The sequence below is a fragment of the Mesorhizobium sp. B2-7-2 genome (assembly GCF_006440775.1).
Lineage (GTDB): Bacteria > Pseudomonadota > Alphaproteobacteria > Rhizobiales > Rhizobiaceae > Mesorhizobium.
The window spans coordinates 166,317-184,073 of record NZ_VFTZ01000009.1 but is presented as its reverse complement, the minus strand read 5'-3'; the positions used below and the strand labels follow the sequence as shown (position 1 = coordinate 184,073).

Annotated in this window: 16 protein-coding genes; 9 read left to right on the top strand and 7 right to left on the bottom strand. The window is 64.0% G+C overall.

From position 1 onward, the window contains the following. The first annotated feature begins 211 nt into the window (after window positions 1–211). A complete protein-coding gene (locus FJ425_RS14935) occupies window positions 212–1,360 on the top strand; it encodes an acyl-CoA dehydrogenase family protein (RefSeq protein WP_140724482.1) in 1,149 nt (382 codons plus the stop codon). 29 nt (window positions 1,361–1,389) lie between these two features. Further along, window positions 1,390–1,785 carry a RidA family protein gene (locus FJ425_RS14930; protein ID WP_140724479.1) on the top strand — a complete coding sequence of 132 codons (396 nt, stop codon included), beginning with the start codon at window positions 1,390–1,392 and terminating at the stop codon, window positions 1,783–1,785. Window positions 1,786–2,021: 236 nt separating this feature from the next. Here FJ425_RS14930 and FJ425_RS14925 read toward each other — a convergent pair whose 3' ends face one another. Next, window positions 2,022–3,113 carry an LLM class flavin-dependent oxidoreductase gene (locus FJ425_RS14925; RefSeq protein ID WP_140724476.1) on the bottom strand — a complete coding sequence of 364 codons (1,092 nt, stop codon included), beginning with the start codon at window positions 3,111–3,113 and terminating at the stop codon, window positions 2,022–2,024. Window positions 3,114–3,232: 119 nt separating this feature from the next. Between FJ425_RS14925 and FJ425_RS14920 the strand changes: the two genes are divergently transcribed. From FJ425_RS14920 to FJ425_RS14900, 5 genes are all read left to right on the top strand, one after another. Further along, window positions 3,233–4,006, top strand: coding sequence for an HpcH/HpaI aldolase/citrate lyase family protein (locus FJ425_RS14920; protein ID WP_140724473.1), 774 nt, complete (start codon window positions 3,233–3,235; stop codon window positions 4,004–4,006). A 140-nt stretch (window positions 4,007–4,146) separates the two neighbouring features. Beyond that, a complete protein-coding gene (locus FJ425_RS14915) occupies window positions 4,147–5,346 on the top strand; it encodes a pyridoxal phosphate-dependent aminotransferase (RefSeq protein ID WP_140724470.1) in 1,200 nt (399 codons plus the stop codon). Between the two features lie 73 nt (window positions 5,347–5,419). After that, entirely contained in the window at window positions 5,420–6,217 is a 798-nt protein-coding gene (locus FJ425_RS14910) for an ABC transporter substrate-binding protein (protein ID WP_140724467.1), read from the top strand. A 217-nt stretch (window positions 6,218–6,434) separates the two neighbouring features. Next, window positions 6,435–7,109 (top strand): amino acid ABC transporter permease, encoded by a 675-nt coding sequence (locus FJ425_RS14905; RefSeq protein ID WP_140724464.1) that lies wholly within the window; start codon window positions 6,435–6,437, stop codon window positions 7,107–7,109. A gap of 40 nt (window positions 7,110–7,149) precedes the next feature. After that, on the top strand, window positions 7,150–8,433 hold the full coding sequence (locus FJ425_RS14900) for a cysteine desulfurase-like protein (RefSeq protein WP_140724461.1): 1,284 nt from the start codon (window positions 7,150–7,152) through the stop codon (window positions 8,431–8,433). A gap of 230 nt (window positions 8,434–8,663) precedes the next feature. Here FJ425_RS14900 and FJ425_RS14895 read toward each other — a convergent pair whose 3' ends face one another. The 5 genes from FJ425_RS14895 to FJ425_RS14875 are packed head-to-tail and all read right to left on the bottom strand — an operon-like array spanning window position 8,664 to window position 13,902. After that, window positions 8,664–9,488: a dipeptide ABC transporter ATP-binding protein gene (locus FJ425_RS14895; protein WP_140724458.1), complete on the bottom strand. Its 825-nt coding sequence runs from the start codon at window positions 9,486–9,488 to the stop codon at window positions 8,664–8,666. Next, window positions 9,485–10,336: an ABC transporter ATP-binding protein gene (locus FJ425_RS14890; RefSeq protein WP_140543108.1), complete on the bottom strand. Its 852-nt coding sequence runs from the start codon at window positions 10,334–10,336 to the stop codon at window positions 9,485–9,487. The genes FJ425_RS14895 and FJ425_RS14890 overlap by 4 nt, the downstream gene beginning before the upstream one ends. Then, window positions 10,336–11,244 carry an ABC transporter permease subunit gene (locus tag FJ425_RS14885; protein ID WP_140543107.1) on the bottom strand — a complete coding sequence of 303 codons (909 nt, stop codon included), beginning with the start codon at window positions 11,242–11,244 and terminating at the stop codon, window positions 10,336–10,338. Before FJ425_RS14885 ends, FJ425_RS14890 begins: the two co-directional genes overlap by 1 nt. Further along, window positions 11,245–12,252, bottom strand: coding sequence for an ABC transporter permease subunit (locus FJ425_RS14880; protein WP_140724635.1), 1,008 nt, complete (start codon window positions 12,250–12,252; stop codon window positions 11,245–11,247). It lies immediately after the preceding gene. A gap of 51 nt (window positions 12,253–12,303) precedes the next feature. After that, entirely contained in the window at window positions 12,304–13,902 is a 1,599-nt protein-coding gene (locus FJ425_RS14875) for an ABC transporter substrate-binding protein (protein ID WP_140629213.1), read from the bottom strand. A gap of 459 nt (window positions 13,903–14,361) precedes the next feature. On the opposite strand from FJ425_RS14875, the gene FJ425_RS14870 reads away from it, so the two are divergent. Next, window positions 14,362–16,323, top strand: coding sequence for a long-chain fatty acid--CoA ligase (locus FJ425_RS14870; RefSeq protein WP_140724455.1), 1,962 nt, complete (start codon window positions 14,362–14,364; stop codon window positions 16,321–16,323). Then, the gene (locus tag FJ425_RS14865; RefSeq protein ID WP_246677942.1) at window positions 16,320–17,030 is read left to right on the top strand and encodes a methyltransferase; all 711 of its coding nucleotides are present in this window, start codon (window positions 16,320–16,322) and stop codon (window positions 17,028–17,030) included. The genes FJ425_RS14870 and FJ425_RS14865 overlap by 4 nt, the downstream gene beginning before the upstream one ends. On the opposite strand, the gene FJ425_RS14860 is transcribed toward FJ425_RS14865, so the two are convergent. After that, window positions 17,027–17,752: an HAD family hydrolase gene (locus tag FJ425_RS14860; RefSeq protein ID WP_140724452.1), complete on the bottom strand. Its 726-nt coding sequence runs from the start codon at window positions 17,750–17,752 to the stop codon at window positions 17,027–17,029. The two genes, FJ425_RS14865 and FJ425_RS14860, sit on opposite strands and share 4 nt — an antisense overlap. Between the last annotated feature and the right edge of the window lie 5 nt (window positions 17,753–17,757).

The window sequence follows — 17,757 nt, the reverse complement described above, 5'->3', positions numbered from 1 at the left end:
ACGCTGGCGGGACAGCGCCCCCCTCTGGCCCGCCGGCCATCTCCCCCTCTAGGGGGGAGATCGGATGTCGCCCCCGCTTTCGCCAACCACCAACGCCACAGGATTGAGCGGGGCACCAAAACTGCCAATCTCCCCCCCAGAGGGGGAGATGTCCGGCAGGACAGAGGGGGGCGCCGTAGAGCGGAAACTTTTGAGAATAGCGGAGGCAAGCATGCCTGACCGCACCTTCCTCTCGTGGCCCTTTTTCGAAGATCGCCACCGCCAACTCGCCGAGCAGCTCGACGCCTGGTGCGCAAAGAATCTCCCCGTCGACCATCACGATATCGATGCCGCCTGCCGCGCGCTCGTGGCGATGCTTGGCCGCGACGGATGGCTGAAGCCGACGGCGCTCGACCCGGCCAAACCCGCGCCGCTCGATGTGCGCACGCTCTGCATCACGCGCGAGACGCTCGCCCGCCACGATGGGCTCGCCGATTTCGCCTTCGCCATGCAGGGGCTGGGCACCGGCGCGATCACGCTGTTCGGCACGCCGGACCAGCAGCGCTGGCTGGACAAGACGCGGGCCGGCCAAGCGATCTCCGCCTTTGCGCTCTCCGAACCACGCTCAGGGTCGGATGTCGCCAATATGGAAATGACCGCCGACCGCGACGGCGGCGACTATGTGCTTTGCGGCGAAAAGACCTGGATCTCCAATGGCGGCATCGCCGACCTCTATGTCGTTTTCGCTCGCACCGGCGAGGCGCCGGGCGCGAAAGGCATTTCAGCCTTCATCGTGCCGGCGGAGACGACGGGGCTCAGCGTCGCCGAGCGGCTCGAGGTCATCGCCCCTCACCCTCTGGCGCGGCTGTCCTTCGACAATGTGCGCGTTCCGGCTTCCGGCCTGATCGGCAAGCCCGGCGACGGTTTTCGGATCGCCATGTCGGTGCTCGACGTCTTCCGCTCGACGGTCGGCGCGGCCGCCCTCGGCTTTGCGCGGCGCGCGCTGGACGAAAGCATCAAACGCGCGGCCGAGCGAAAACTGTTCGGCGCGCCGATGGCGGAGCTGCAGATGGTGCAGGGTCACCTCGCCGACATGGCGCTCGATGTCGACGCCGCTGCGCTCCTCATCTACCGCGCCGCCTGGACCAAGGACATGGGAGCCGCGCGGGTGACGCGGGAGGCGGCGATGGCGAAGCTCTTCGCCACCGACAAGGCGCAGGAGGTGATCGACAAGGCGGTGCAGCTGCATGGCGGCGACGGCGTGCGCAAGGGCCATATCGTCGAGAGCCTCTATCGCGAGATCCGGGCGCTGCGCATCTATGAGGGCGCCTCGGACGTGCAGAAGGTGGTCATCGCCAGGCAGGTGATGGGCGGGGCGTGACAACGAGTTTGAACCAGGGGGAACTGGACATGCACACCATCCTGCAGCCGGAAGGCTGGGTCAAACCGATCGGCTACGCCAATGGTGTGGCCGCGCGTGGCCGGCTTGTCTTTATCGGCGGCCAGGTCGGATGGAATGCCGAATGCCGGTTCGAGACCGACGACTTCGTCGGCCAGGTGCGCCAGACGCTCGCCAATGTCGTTGCCGTGCTCGCCGAAGCCGGCGGCGAGCCGCGACACATCACCTCGATGACCTGGTACTTTACCGACAAGGCGGAATATGTCGGCAACCTCAAAGGCATCGGCGAGGCCTATCGCGACGTGATCGGCCGGCATTTTCCGGCGATGGCGGCGATGCAAGTGGTGGCGCTGGTCGAGGACCGTGCGAAGGTTGAGATTCAGGCGACGGCTGTTATCCCGGAATAAGCGCCCCATCGCTTCGTCATCCACGGGCGGAGCAAGGAGCGATAGCGACGCAGCGCAGACCCGAGGATCCATTCCGTGACTTCGACGCGCCGCATCGGTGCAGAATTCTGCTCCGCTGCGCCCTGCGTCCGAGGTAACGGAATGGATTCCAGGGTCTCCGCGACGGAGCTTCGCTCCTGCTCCGCCCTGGAATGACGAAGTTGCGAAAGCCCCCGCCAGCAGGTACCGACCGGACCTTATCCTCGCAGTCCTGCCTGTCTCAAAATCGGCAGAACATGGTCGCAGAAATAGGGCAGTTCCTGGGTGTAATTGACGAAGGACAACGCGATGCCCTGGTAGCCATGCCCGGCAATGGCGACCATATCGGCGGCAATCTTTTCAGGGGTTCCGATCAACGGATAAGTGCCGGCGCCGCCGGCAAAGCGCTGCCGGTAGCGGTCATAGGCGTGCGGGTCATGCGACTGGGAGAATTCCTTCTTGCCCGCCATATGGGCATCGACGGCTTCGTGATCGGCCATCGCGACGGCGTAGCGCGTGTAGTAGGCCTGCGCCTCTTCCATCGTCGGGCGGCAGACGACATGCGCTACCGTATAGACGCCGACATCGCGGCCCGCCTTGTCGGCGCGCTCACCGATGTCGGCGACATGCTTGCCGGCATCGTTCATCTCGGAAAAGGTCGTGAACAGATAGTCGCATCTGGCGGCGGCGAAATCCCGGCCCGGGCCGCCGAAAGCGGCATTCATCGTCACCGGCCGCGGAACCTGAAGACTGGCCGGCCGGCTCACCGCTTCCTTGAGCCGATAATAAGCGCCTTCATAGTCGAGAGGCTCGCTCGATGCATAAAGCCGCTGGAGGATCTCGATCCATTCCGCCGCCTGATCATAGCCTTTCTCGACCAGCGGCGTGCCGAACATGCCGAATTCCTTCGGGTTCCAGCCGCAAACGATGTTGAGCCCGGCGCGGCCCTGGCTGATGTGGTCGACCGTCGCCAGCGCCTTGGCGGCGTAGAGCGGATGCACCAGCGGCACATGCACCGTCATGAACAGGCCGATCTGCTCGGTAACGGCCGCGAGCGCCGCCGCCCAGGTAAAGGTCTCGAAGGAGAATTCGCGGACCTTGTTGCGGCCGCCGAAACCGCGCCAGCGCGCTATCGGCAGCATGAATTCGAGCCCGGCGCGGTCGGCTATCTGCGCCGCCGTCAGATTATCCCGCCAGCTTGCGGTCCAGCGTTCCGGCACGTCGGTGATGGCAAGCCCGCCATCGGCATTGGTCGAGAAGACGCCGAGCTTCAGTCTGTTCGGGCCGTGCAGGGGATGGGCTTTGATCATCTCGGAAACTCGCGGCGGGACGCCACACGCTAGGCCGGCGTGAAAATATTTCAAGCCTGAAATAGCTTCGCCTCGCCGTCATTTGCGGGTATGCATTGGACAACTCAGAAGGGGACGGCATGAGCGAGTTCCGCCAGAAGTGCATCGGCAAGACGAACCTCATCGGATCATTCGCCGCCATTCCCCATCCGGTCGCCGTCGAGGTGATGGCACTGTCCGGCCTCGATTTCCTCTGCATCGACTGGGAGCACGCGCAGATCTCACGCGACATGATCGAGGCCATGGTGCGAGCAGCCGACGTGCATCGCGTGCCGGCTATGGTCCGGGTTCCCGGCCATGCGCCGGAAGCCATTCAGGCGGCGCTGGACAGCGGCGCGCAAGGCGTGCTCGTGCCGCGCGTCTCGACGGCGGAGCAGGCCGCAATGGCGGTGAAGGCCTCGCGCTATCCGCCGCAAGGCGAGCGCGGTGTCGGTCCCGGCCGGGCCGCGGGCTATGGCTATCGCATTCCCGAATATCTTGCCTCCGCCAACGACCGAACAATCGTCGCGGTCCAGGTCGAGACATCGGAGGGACTGGCCAACATCGAAGCGATCGCAGCGGTCGACGGCGTCGACGTGGTCTTCGTCGGCCCTGGCGATCTTTCGGTGTCGATCGACGCGGTCGGCCCGGCAGGCGCGGACAAGCTCTCCGAGGCGATCGGAACAATCATTCGCGCGACGATTGCACATGGCAGGACTGCCGGCATATTTTGCGCCAGCCCACAGAGTGTCGCCCGATGGGCAGACAGCGGCGCGAGCTTTTTCGTGCTGGCCAGCGACACGATGTTTCTCGGCGCCGGCGCCGCGGCCAACGGCACCGCCGCCCGCGCCGAACTGGCGCAAGCAGCCGGCTAGGCGAAAGAGGGCACCAAACTTTAAGCTTAAAACTTTCGCCTTGAAAAGCGCCGTACTTTGGATAGCATCAAGATCGCGACTGTCCGGCTGGAGGGGCTTTTCCGGTCCATCGCAGTGTCCGGGTAAGAGGGGTTCGGTCCTTGTCGTTCATACTGCCCCATTCATCGTCCAGCGCGCGCTATGCCTTCGATGGCGTGCGTGCCCAGATTCGCGATCTGCACACCGAAAACATCGCCAACCTCGCGGTTCGCGCGCGGGAACTCGGCGATGTCATCGCGCTCTGGTACGGCGAAGGCGATATGGTGACGCCAGCCTTCATCCGCGACGCGGCGAAGGCCGCCTTCGACGAAGGCCTGACCTTCTACGTTCCCGACATGCGCGGACACGGCCCGCTGAACGAGGCGCTTTCAGAGTACCAGACGCGCATCCACGGCCGCTCGATCCCGATCGCACGGACCACGGTGACGCCGGGCGGCATGCAGGCGCTCTATCTGGCGCTGGAACTGCTGGTCGATGCCGGCACCAATGTCGTTTATGTCGCGCCGCAATGGCCCAACATCCACAACGCCATCCATCTGATCGGCGGCGAGCCGCGCCCGTTCTCGCTCGACTTCAAGGGCGACTGGCAGCTCGATCTCGACCGATTGTTTGCAAGCTGCGACGCGCGCACCCGCGCGATCTTCCTGTCGACGCCGTCCAATCCGACCGGCTGGACCGCGACGCGCGAGGAGATGCAGGCGCTGCTCGACTTCAGCCGGCGCACCGGCATCTGGATCATCTCCGACGAGGTCTACGGCCGGCTCTATTTCGAGGGCGACGTCGCCCCTTCCATCCTGCAGATTGCCGAGGACGGCGACAGGGTGCTTTCGGTCAACAGTTTCTCGAAAGCCTGGGCGATGACCGGCTGGCGCATCGGCTGGCTGACCCATCCGTCGGGCGTTGCCGACCAGCTCGGCGCCATGACGCAATATGTCAACAGCGGCACTGCCGCGCCGATCCAGGCCGGCGCCGTCGCTGCCATCCGCCAGGGCGAGCCGCTGGTCGAGGAAATCAGGCAGCGGATCAGGATAGGCCTCGACCTCGCCTATGACCGGCTGGCGCAAATCCCGGGCACCATCCTGCCGACCAAGCCGCGCGGCGGCATGTATGCGTTCTTCGCGCTGGAGGGCGAGAACGACGCGCGCCGCGCCTGCGCCCGCATTCTGGAGACGGCGCGGGTCGGGCTTGCGCCCGGTCACCTATTCGGAAATTCGGCAGCGGCGTTCCTGCGCATGTGCGTGTGCCGCGACAGCAGCCAGATAGAAACGGCGCTTCAACGCATGACCGCCGCAATGAATTGACGCCCTGCCGGAAGCGGGGCGGCAAAAAGCCGTGCGGGTCGAACCCGCCCGTTCAACAACAGAGGGAACAGAAATGAGCTTTACTCGTCGCAACCTGCTTCTCATGGCCGCCGCCATCGGCATCGCCGCCGGCCCCGCTACCGCTAACGCCGCGGATGCGCTCAATGTCGGCGCTTACCCGACCAATCCACCTTTCGAATACAAGAACGAGAGCGGCACCTTCGAAGGTTTCGAGGTCGACATCGTCAATGAGGCGGCCAAGCGCATCGGCATGACCACCGACATTGCCGATCTCGGTTTCCAGGCGCTGTTCGCCGCCACCACCTCCAAGCGCATCGACGTCGCCATCTCCTCGATCACCATCACGCAGGAGCGGCTGAAGTCGCAGTCCTTCACGCAGCCCTATTATGACTCCGACATGGGCATAGCCACCAAGGCCGACAGCCCGATCAGCACTGAGGCGGACCTCAAGGGCAAGGTCGTCGGCGTGCTTTCCGGTTCCACTGGCGAAACCTGGGTCAAGGACCATCAGCAGGCCGACGGCTTCAGCGACGTGAAGGGCTACGACACGCAGCAGAACCTGTTGCTCGACCTCAGCGCCGGGCGTGTCGATGCCGCCGTCAGCGACATTCCCGGCATGCAATACTCCTTCAAGAAAATGAAGGACCTCGTCGTCAAGCAACGCATCAAGACCGGCGAGCAATACGGCCTGATGATGACCAAGGACCACCCGCTGCTCGGCAAGCTGAACGACGCGCTGACGGCGATGAAGAAGGACGGGACGCTGGCCGCGATCCACAAGAAGTGGTTCGACAGCGATGCTCCGGCGGACTCCTCCACGGTCAAGGAAATGCCGCTGCCCAAGGCCTGAGCGGCGACGAACGCAATAGGGACGTGCCGGCGCGAGATGCCGGCACGTCCGTTTCTTTCACGCATGAGCCCTGCCATCGCCGAAGCCGGCTCGGCAAATCGGTGTCGGTGCCTGGCTCTGGCGTCTGTCTCCTTGATTTGACGCAATTCCAGACGAAAAGCCGTTTCGCATTTTTCGTCGAGTTGCTCTGGACGCAAAACGGTTCGGGAACCCTCGCATGTCGCTGATCGACACCTTCTTCAATCCCGACGTCATTGCATCCAGCCTGCCGGCGCTGCTGCGCGGTTTCCTCAACACGCTGCTGCTTGGGGTGATGAGCATCGTCATCGGCATCGCGGCGGGGCTGGCGATCAGCCTCGTGCGGCTCTATGCGCCGAAGCCGCTGCGGCTGCTCGCAGTCGGCTACACCGACATCTTTCGCGCTTTGCCGGTGCTGGTGGTTTTGATCCTGATCTACTACGCGCTGCCCTTTCTCGGCATACGCCTGTCGTCCTGGGCGTCCGCCGTGACGGCTTTCGCCATCATCATGTCGGCCTATTCGGCCGAGGTGTTCCGCTCCGGCATCGAAAGCATTCCGCGCGGCCAGTTCGAGGCGGCGCAGGCGCTTGGCCTGCCGTTCATGCTGACCCTGCGCAAGGTCGTGCTGCCGCAAGCGATCCGCGTGGTCATCCCGCCGATGACCAGCAACTGCGTCTCGATGTTCAAGGACACCTCGCTTGCCTCGACCGTGGCGCTGCCGGAACTGCTCAAGGAAGCGACCAATGCGCAGTCGCTCTATGCCAACCCCTCGCCGCTGATCGGCGCGGCGCTTGTCTACCTCATCTTCCTCTGGCCGATGGTGCGCCTCGTCAGCCTGCTCGAGCGCCGCGTCCAGACCGAGAAGACGCGCTGAACCCGCCAACCGTCCAAGTCCCCCGCAGGAGCGTACCCCCGTGAAAAAGTCCGACAATACCGACGCCGCCGCGTTTCCGGTCGAGAAGATCCGCGGCATGTTTCCGGCGCTTCAACAGGCCGGCGACTTCATCTTCCTGGACAATGCCGCCGGCGCGCAAATCCCGCAAAGCGTGCTCGACGCGGTAACCAACCATCTGGTGTCGCACAATGTGCAGCGCGGCGGCCGCTATGGGCGCAGCGTCACCGTCGACCAGTCGGTCGCCGACGCACGGACAAGCGTCGCACTGCTGATCAATGCCTACAGCCCCTCCGAAATCTGCTTCGGCATGAACGCCACCTCGTTCATCCGCCTGGTCAGCCTCGGCATCGGCCAGATGCTTGCCAAAGATGGAGATAGCGGGCGCGATGAGATCATCGTCACCGACATGGACCATGACGCCAACATCGCCACCTGGCTGGCGCTGGAATCCGCCGGCGCCAAGTTCAAATGGTGGCGCATGCGCGAAGACGGCAATCTGCATGTCGACGACCTCAAGCCGCTGGTGTCGGAGCGCACGCGCCTCGTCGCCTGCACGGTGACGGCGCATTCGATCGGCTCGATCGTCGACGTCGCCGCGGTGGCCAAGATCGCGCATGCCGCCGGCGCCGAAGTGTTCCTCGACTGCGTGCATTACGGGCCGCATGGGCTGATCGACGTGCAGGCCTGGCAGTGCGACTACCTCGTCTGCTCCGGCTACAAGAATTTCTCGCCGCATATGGGCTTCCTGTGGGGCCGCTTCGACACGCTGAAGCGGCTGCCGACCTTCCGCGAGGACTTCATTCCCGACGAGCCGCCCTACAAGGTCGAGGCCGGCACCTTCATCTATGAGAACGTCTCCGGCATGGACGCGGCGGTGCGCTACCTGGAATCGATCGGCCGCAACTTCCTTCCCGAAAACAACCGCTCGCGCCGCGACAACATCGTCGCCGGCATGAACGCCATCCGCAACTATGAGCTGATGCTGGCGCGCGCAATGCTGAAGGTGCTGAAGGACTGCAATGCCACGATCTACGGCGTCGCCGACGAGGCGCGCATCACCGAGCGCGTGCCGACCTTCTGCTTCAACATCGGCAAGCTGTCGCCGCAGCGGATCGTCGAGGAGATGGCCGCCATGCAGATCGGCATCCGCGACGGCCACATGTATGCGCCGCGGCTGATGAAGCGGCTGAACCTGTCGATGGACAGCGGCGCGATCCGTGCCTCGCTGGTGCATTACAACACGGTGGAAGAGGTGCACCGGTTTGGGGAAGCGCTGCGGGCGATTATTGCGAAGCTGTCTTGAAACAACCGAGCCTTCTTAGGGGGTGCGTAGCAAGTTCCGCTTCGTCATCCACGGGCGAAGCAAGGAGCGAAGCGACGCGGCGCAGACCCGAGGATCCATTCCGTGACATAGGAGCGTCGCAACGGTGCAGAATTCTGCTCCGCTGCACCATTCGGCTGAGGTAACGGAATGGATCCTAGGGTCTGCGCGACGCTTCGCGTCGCTCCGCCCTAGGATGACGAATTCCGGGCTTAAGCAGCCTTCTTCGCAAGCCTCGCCTTGATGCTGGCGATGTCGGCGCGCGGCGTCGCGGCGAAGAGCGTCTTGGTGTAGGCGTGCTTGGGATCGGAGAAGACCTCGTCGCGCGAGCCGTATTCGACGGCTTCGCCGAAATACATGACCATCACGTCGTCGGCGATATAGCGCACCACCGAGAGGTCGTGGCTGATGAAGACATAGGTCAGCTGGAATTCGTCCTGCAGGTCGGCAAGCAGGTTGAGCACCTGCGCCTGCACCGAGAGGTCGAGCGCCGAGACCGGCTCGTCCAGCACCAGCAGGCTCGGGTTCAACATCAGCGCTCGGGCAATGGCGATGCGCTGGCGCTGGCCGCCCGAGAACATGTGCGGATAGCGGTTGTAGTGCTCCGGTCCCAGCCCGACCTTCTTCAGCATCTTCATCGCGAGGTCGCGGCGCTCTTCGGCCGGCCTGTCGGTATTGATCATGAGCGGCTCGCCGAGCACGTCGCCGATCTTCTGGCGCGGGTTGAGCGAGCCATAGGGGTTCTGGAAGACGATCTGCACCTTGCGGCGCATCTCCTTGGTGAGCCCGTCCCTGGCGATGTCGACCTTGTTGCCGTCGATGAAGAGCTCGCCGGAGGTGGCCGGATCGATCAGCGTGATGATGCGGGCAAGCGTGGACTTGCCGCAGCCGCTCTCGCCGACGATGGCAAGCGTCTTGCCCTTCTCGACGCTGAAGGACACGCCCTTCACCGCATGCACGGTGCGCGCGCCGCGGAACAGGCCGCCGCCGACATGGTAGTCGCGCTTGATGTCCTTGCCTTCGACGACCTTGGTCATGCGCCGGCTCCCGAAGGTGCGGGCTCGAACAGCATGTCGGAGACGGTCGGCAGCCGGTCGCCGACGGCGTTCTCCGGCAGCGCCGAGAGCAGCGCGCGCGTATAGTTGCTCTTCGGCGATTCAAAGAGCGACAGCACGTCGGCCTCCTCCATCTTGCGGCCCTTGTACTGGACGATAACGCGGTCGGCGGTCTCGGCCACCACGCCCATATTGTGGGTGATCATGATCAGGCCCATGCCGTATTTGGCCTGCAGCGAGACCAGCAGGTCGAGGATCTGCTTCTGGATGGTGACGTCGAGCGCGGTGGTCGGCTCGTCGGCGATCAACAGCTTCGGATTGCAGGCGATCGCCATGGCGATCATGACGCGCTGGCACTGGCCGCCCGACATCTGGTGCGGGAAGGAATTCAGCCGCTCCTCCGGTTCCGGAATGCCGACCTGCTTGAAAAGCTCGATGGCGCGCGCCCGGCGCTGGGCCTTGTCCATGCCCATGTGGAAGCGCAGCACTTCCTCGATCTGGAAGCCGACGGTGAAGCAGGGATTGAGGCTGGCGACCGGCTCCTGGAAGATCATGGCAATGTCCTTGCCGATGATCTTGCGGCGGTCGGCCGGGTCGATCTTCAACAGATCGCGGCCGTTGAAGGCCATACGGTCGGCGGTGACGGTCGCCGTCCATGGAAGCAGGCCCATCACGGCCAGCATCGACACCGACTTGCCGGAGCCGGATTCGCCGACGATGGCGAGCACCTCGCGTTCGTCGACATGGAGCGAGACGCCGTCGACGGCGCGGAACGGACCGGACGCGGTCTGGAATTCGACGACGAGATTCTGGATGTCGAGCAGCGCCATCACGACCTCCTGAGCTTGGGATCGAGCGCATCGCGCAGGCCGTCGCCGACAAGGTTGATGGCAAGCACGGTAATGAGGATGGCGAGACCCGGGAAGGTCACCACCCACCAGGCGCGCAGGATGAATTCGCGCGCCGTGGCGAGCATGGTGCCCCACTCCGGTGTCGGCGGCTGGGCGCCGAGGCCAAGGAAGCCGAGCGCGGCGGCTTCCAGGATAGCGTTGGAGAAGGACAGGGTGCCCTGGACGATCAAGGGCGCCAGGCAGTTGGGCAGGATAGTGGCAAGCATCAGCCTGACATGGCCGGCGCCGGCGACCTTCGCCGCCACGACATATTCGCGGCTCTTCTCGGCCATCACGGCGGCACGCACCAGGCGGGCGAAATGCGGCTGCAGGACCAATGCGATCGCCAGCATGGCGTTGAACAGGCCTGGGCCGAGGATGGTGACAAGCACCAGCGCCAGGAGCAGTGACGGAAAGGCCAGGATCAGGTCCATGACGCGCATGATCGCGACGTCGACCCAGCCGCGGAAATAGCCCGCCAGCAGGCCGAGCGTGATGCCGCCGGTGAGCGCCAGCGTGACCACCACCGCGCCTATCAGCAGCGAAAAGCGCGCGCCGTAGAGCAGGCGCGAGAGGATGTCGCGGCCGACCGGGTCGGTGCCGAGCAGATATTGTGTCGAGCCGCCAGCCTGCCAGGCGGGAGGCCGCAGAAACGCGGTCTTGTCCTGCACGTCGGGCGCATAGGGCGCGAGCAGCGGCGCGAACAGCGCGGCGAGCACCAAAAGGAGGAAGACGAACAGGCCGATGACGGCGCCGCGGTTGACGGAGAAATAGTGCCAGAAGGTCTTGATGCCGGTGAGCCGATCCGGGCTGCCGGCGGCCATCGGGGCGATTTCTGTCTGGGTCATTTATGCCGCCCTGATGCGTGGGTTGATGACGGCATAGAGCACATCGACGATGAGGTTCACCGCCATGACGATCAGCGCGATCAAAAGCAGGCCCGACTGCACGACGACATAGTCGCGCTTGAAGATGGAATCGACCATCCATTTGCCGATGCCCGGCCAGGCGAAGATGGTCTCGGTGAGGATGGCGCCCGCAAGCAGCGTGCCGATCTGCAGGCCGATGGTGGTGACGACCGGGATAAGCGCGTTGCGAAGGGCATGTACGCCGATGACGCGCGCCGCCGAAAGGCCCTTGGCGCGCGCGGTGCGGACATAGTCCTCGCCCAGCACCTCCAGCATGGCCGAGCGCGTCTGGCGCGCGATCACCGCCAGCGGAATGGTGCCGAGCACGATCGCCGGCAGGACGAGATGGCTAAGCGCGGAGCGGAATGCGTCCCACTTGCCATAGAGGAGGCTGTCGACGGTCATGAAGCCGGTGATCGGCTTGAAAAAGAACTGCAGGCCGATGCGGCCCGAGACCGGCGTCCAGCCGAGATAGCCCGAGAAGAAGATGATGAGCAGCAGGCCCCACCAGAAGATCGGCATGGAGTAGCCGACAAGGGCCGTGCCCATCAGCGACTGGTCGAACCATGAGCCGCGCTTGACGGCGGCAAAAATGCCGGCGGGAATGCCGATCACCATGGCGAAGACCATGGCGAAGAAGGACAGTTCCAGCGTCGCCGGGAAGAGCGTCTTGAATTCCTCGAGGACCGGCCGCTTGGACGAGATGGAAACGCCGAAATCGCCGGTGGCGACCTCACCCACATAGCGCGCATACTGCTCCCAGATCGGCAGATTGTAGCCGAACTGTTGCTTGAGCTCTTCGTAGCGGGCGGGGGCGACGCCATGCTCGCCGGCCATGGCGAGGATCGGATCGCCCGGCAGCAGCCGGACAAAGGCGAAGGCACAGATGGTGATGCCGACCAAGGTCGGAATCAGGAGGGCGATTTTGTTGAGAAGGTATCGGAGCATCATCAAATGGAACGGGGCGGCGCTGGACGTTGCGCCGCCCCGTTCGCAATATTACTCGGACTTGTCAACGCCGTCGAAACGGTGAATGCCGAGCGGGTCCATCTTGAAGCCGGTGACATTATTGCGAACGACCGCGTAAACCTGGCTGTGAGCCAGCAGGAAAGCGGGCGCTTGCTTGGCGAAGATCACCTGCGCCTGCTCATAGAGCTTGGTGCGCTCGGCCTGGTCGCTGGTCTTCTTGGCCTTCTGGATCAGGTCCTCGAAGTCCTTGTCGCACCAGCTGGAGTAGTTCGAGACGCCGATGGCGGAGCAGGCGAAGAGGGTGGCGAAGAAGTTGTCCGGATCGCCGTTGTCGCCGGTCCAGCCGATCTGGAAGGCGCCGGGACGGTCCTTCTTCTTGCCTTCCTCGCGATACTTCGTCCACTCGTAGTTGACGATGTTCGCCTTGACGCCGACCTTGGCCCAGTCGGCCTGGATCAGCTCCGCCGCGCGCTGGAAGTTCGGATTGTAGGGACGAACGCGGTCGGCAGCCCAGAGCTGGATTTCCTTCAGACCGGCATCGGCCAGAACCTTCTTGGCCGCTTCCGGATTGTAGGTGTCGGTCTTCACGTCCTTGTCCCACGACCACATGGTCGGCGGGATGAGGTTCTCGGCGGGCGTCGCGCCGGCATCCTGGAACAGCGACTTGATCAGGGCTTCCCGGTCGATCGCCTGATTGAGCGCATGGCGCACTTCCGGCTTGTCGAGCGGCGGGATGGTGGTGTTGTAGCTCATATAGCCGATGTTCAGGCCGGCCTGATCCATCAGGGTCACGTCCTTGTTGGCCTTGATGGTGGCGATGTCGGCCGGGTTCGGATAGGGCGCGACGTCGCATTCGCCGGCGAGCACCTTCTGGATGCGGGCGGTCGCGTCAGGCGTGATGGCGAAGACGAGATCGTCGATCTTTTCCTTGCCCTTGAAGTAGTCGGGGTTGGCCGCATAGCGGATGACCGAATCCAGCTGGTAGTCGACGAACTGGAACGGACCGGTGCCGACCGGCTTGGTCGAGAAGTCGGCCATCTTGCCGTCCTTCTGGAGTTGGTCGGCATATTCCTTCGACACGATTGAGGCGAAATCCATGCCGAGATTGGCCAGCATCGGCGCGTTCGGCTCGGTCAGCGTCAGCTTGACGGTGAGGTCATCGACCTTCTCCCACTTGGCGACATATTTCGGCATGTCCATGCCGGTGTAATAGTCCCAGGTGAGGTTCGGCAGATACTTGTCGCCGTTCCACGGATTCTCCTTGTTGAACTGGCGATCGAAGGAGAAGACGACGTCGTCGGCGTTGAGGTCGCGCGTCGGCTTGAAATAGTCGGTGGTCTGGAACTTCACACCCGGATGCAGATGGAAAGTATAGACCAGGCCATCGTCGGAAATTTCCCACTTGTCAGCCAGGCCAGGCTCGATCTCGGTGCCACCATGTTTGAATTCGACCAGTCGGGAATAGACGGTGCGCGAAGACGCGTCGAAGTCGTTGCCGCCGGTTGTCGTACCCGGATCGAAATTGGCCGGCGACGCTTCCGAGCAATAAACGAGCGTCTTAGCACTGGCCATGCCGCTGAGGACGCTTGCAGCCAGCAACGCGGCTGCAAAAGTCATTGTCTTTTTCATTGACCACTCCCTGATGTTCTCTCAAGCCCCTCTATCAGGCTCGCGAAGGGCGCATATAAGCACCGTTTCTTCGCCTTTGGAACACCTCGTTTGCGTACCCCATGGGAAGCAGGAAAAGAATCTAGCTTTTGCTCAAATCGCAGAAAAAATGAGTAGTTTTTTCTGCTCACGACATTATTAACGACGGCATTTTTTTATTGATCGCTCACCTGTTAAAATGAGCCGACAGGGCCCGACTGGCGGAGATCTGCCCGCCGCCGGACATGCTGCGGAAGGTGTCCGGATCATCGGATTTCGACGGCAAATCTTTCCCCGCCCTGCCGCTGGGGCAAGGCTTGCACCGTCGCCAATAGAGGCAATACATAGACTGTGGGCGGGATTTCCCGGAAAATCCGCGACGGCGTGGAGGACGCTTCCCTGGAAGCGGACGCCGAGATTGAAGGCGACAGGGAGAGACAGGTGGCAAAAGCAGCCAAGACGACAGCCCCGGTGAACGCAAAGGCCAAGGGCGGCGCCGCAAGCGATGCGCCCAAGACTGCCAAGGCCGCAGCCGCACCGAAGGCGAAGACGACCGCAAAGTCAGCCCCAAAGCCGGCCGCCGCCAAGCCCGCAGCGGCAAAAGCCGGAAAAGCGGCCGCGAAGTCGCCCGCCGCCGCGCCCGCCGCGAAGACGGCGCCAGCAACGGGCAACGCGAAGCCCGTATCGAAGGACCTGCCGAAGGCGATCACCGAGCTCACTGTCGGCCTGCCGGAAAAGCCGTGGCTGAAAAGCTATCCGAAGAACATGCCGGCCGAGATCGGCGCCCTGCCCTACAAGTCCATCGGCGACTTCCTTGTCGGCGCCTGCAAGCAATTCGCCGGGCGTCCGGCTTTCGTATGCATGGGCAAGTCTATCACCTATGCCGAGGTCGAACGGCTGTCGGCCGCGTTCGGCGCCTATCTGCAGGCGAGAGGCCTGGAGAAGGGCGCGCGCGTGGCGCTGATGATGCCGAACGTGCTGCAATATCCGGTGGCGATGATGGGCATACTGCGCGCCGGCTACACGGTGGTGAACGTCAACCCGCTCTACACGCCGCGCGAACTGGAACACCAGCTGAAGGATTCCGGCGCGCAGGCGATCGTCATCCTCGAAAACTTCGCCGGCACGCTGCAGGCGGTGATCGCCAGGACGCCGGTGAAGCACGTCATCGTCGCCGCCATGGGCGACATGCTGGGCGGATTCAAGGGCGCCATCGTCAATCTCGTGGTGCGGCGGGTGAAGAAGATGGTTCCGGCATGGTCGCTGCCCGGCCATGTCAAATTCAACGCCGTGCTCAAGACCGGCGCGAGCATCGCCTTCAAGCCGCCCACGGTCTCCGGCGACGACATCGCCTTCCTGCAATATACCGGCGGCACCACCGGCGTCTCGAAGGGTGCTGTGCTGCTGCATCGCAACGTGCTTTCGAACGTCGCGCAGAATTCGCTGTGGGTGGAGGACGCCTATACGGTCAAGCCGAAGCCGGCGCATCTCAACTTCATCTGCGCGCTGCCGCTCTATCATATCTTCGCGCTGACGGTGAACGCGCTGATGGGCATGCAGCAGGGCGCGCAGAATGTGCTGATCCCCAACCCGCGCGACATTCCGGGCTTCGTCAAGGAACTGGCGAAATACCCGATGCACATCTTTCCCGGCCTCAACACGCTGTTCAACGCGCTGCTCAATAATGAGGAGTTCCGCAAGCTCGACTTCAAGCCGCTGATCCTGACGCTGGGCGGCGGCATGGCGGTGCAGAGGGGCGTCGCCGAACGCTGGAAGGCGCTGACCGGCTGTCCGGTGAGCGAAGGCTACGGGCTCTCCGAAACCTCGCCGGTGGCGACCGCCAACAAGTTCAGCTCGGCCGATTTCACCGGCACGATCGGGCTGCCGCTGCCTTCGACCGAGATCGCCATCCGCGACGACGACGGCAACAACGTGCCGCTCGGCGAAGTGGGCGAGATCTGCATCCGCGGCCCGCAGGTGATGGCCGGCTACTGGAACCGGCCCGACGAGACCGCCAAGGCGATGACCAAGGACGGCTTCTTCAAGTCCGGCGACATGGGCTTCATGGACGAGCGCGGCTACACCAAGATCGTCGACCGCAAGAAGGACATGATCCTGGTCTCCGGCTTCAACGTTTATCCCAACGAACTGGAAGAGGTGGTGGCGCATCACCCCGGCGTGCTCGAAGTGGCGGCCATCGGCGTGCCGGACGAGCATTCCGGCGAGGTGCCTAAATTGTTCGTGGTCAAGAAGGATCCGGCGCTCACCGTCGAGACGTTGATGGCCTATTGCCGCGAGAACCTGACCGGCTACAAGCGGCCGCGACATATCGAATTCCGCACCGAACTGCCGAAGACGCCGGTCGGCAAGATCCTGCGGCGGGCGCTGCGGGACCAGGTTTGAGCGATTGTTCCGCAGGAAAGGCACGGGAGCGAGGCAAGCGGCTCGATCCGGCGGATTTCATCAAGGCGAACATGCGGCTGGCGCCGGTACCGTCAGTGCCGGAGGTCCGGCTCTATCAGGCGCATCCCGGCAGCGGACTGCGGCGGCTGCTCGAACCGGAAGACGAGAGCGACGGAAGCCGGCCTGACCCACAGCCGCCCTACTGGGCCTATGCCTGGGCCGGCGGCACCGTGCTGGCACGCTATATCCTCGACCGTCCGTCGATCGTAGCCGGCAAACGCGTGCTCGACCTCGGCGCCGGCTCGGGGCTGGTCGGCATCGCGGCGACAAAAGCGGGAGCGAGCGCGGTGATCGCAGCGGAGATCGACCGCAACGGCATCGTGGCGCTCCGCCTCAACGCGCAAGCCAATGGCGTCGCCATCGAAATTGTCGGCACGGACATTACCGCGGGCCCGCCGCCGGCGGTCGACCTGGTGCTCGCCGGCGATGTCTTTTACGCGCAGGACGTCGGGCAGCGGATGATGCCGTTCCTCGACCGCTGCCTCGCCTCCGGCATCGATGTACTGGTCGGCGATCCCGGCCGCGCCTGGCTGCCCAGGCCTCGGCTTTGCCTGCTCGGCGAATACCACGTGCCGGATGTCGGCGGAAACGGCGGCAGCGAACCCAGGCCCAGCGCGGTGTTCGCTTTCGTGGCCGAACGCGGTTAGCCCGCCGGCACGTTCACCCGCGCAGTCAGAAAATCCGGCAGGTCGGCGACCGAGTCCAGAACGACGTCTGCCATCGGCGCCAGCGAGTCTCGAGTGCCTGTTCCAGACAAGACGCCCACCGCCAGGCCGCAGCCGCCGGCGCGCGCCATTTCCAGATCGTGGCGGTTGTCACCGACCATGGCGATCTCGCCCGGCTTCAACCCGGTCAGATCGCAGAAAGCGACAACCGTGTCGGGCGCCGGCTTGGAGTTGGCAACGGCGTCGTAGCCGAAGGCGGCATCGAAGAGCTGCGCGATGCCGAGCGTGGCCAGCGTCTTTTCGGCGCCGCTGGTCGAATCGTTGGTGGCGACGCCCATGCGATAGGATCGTTTGTGCAAGGCCCGCAAAGAGTCGACGACGCCCGGCAGCGCGACCGCCATGGCCGAACCTTGCGCCGAAGTGATCTCGTTGAAGCGGGAAACGGCGTGCATCTGGTCCTCCTCGGACAGACGCGGGAACCACAGCTCGACGACGTCCATGTTCGAGCCGGAGGCGAAGATCGAATCCGGCTTGAAGCGCTTTGTGACGAAGTCGAAGCCGGCGGCGGCGAGCAACCGATCGGCTTTCCAGCGATCGCCCTCGGCGGCATCCATCGCCATGAAGTCGGCGACGCCGAGCCAGGTTGCGTTGAAGTCGACAAGCGTGCCGTCCTTGTCGAACAATATTCCCTTGATATCCGCCAATCCGG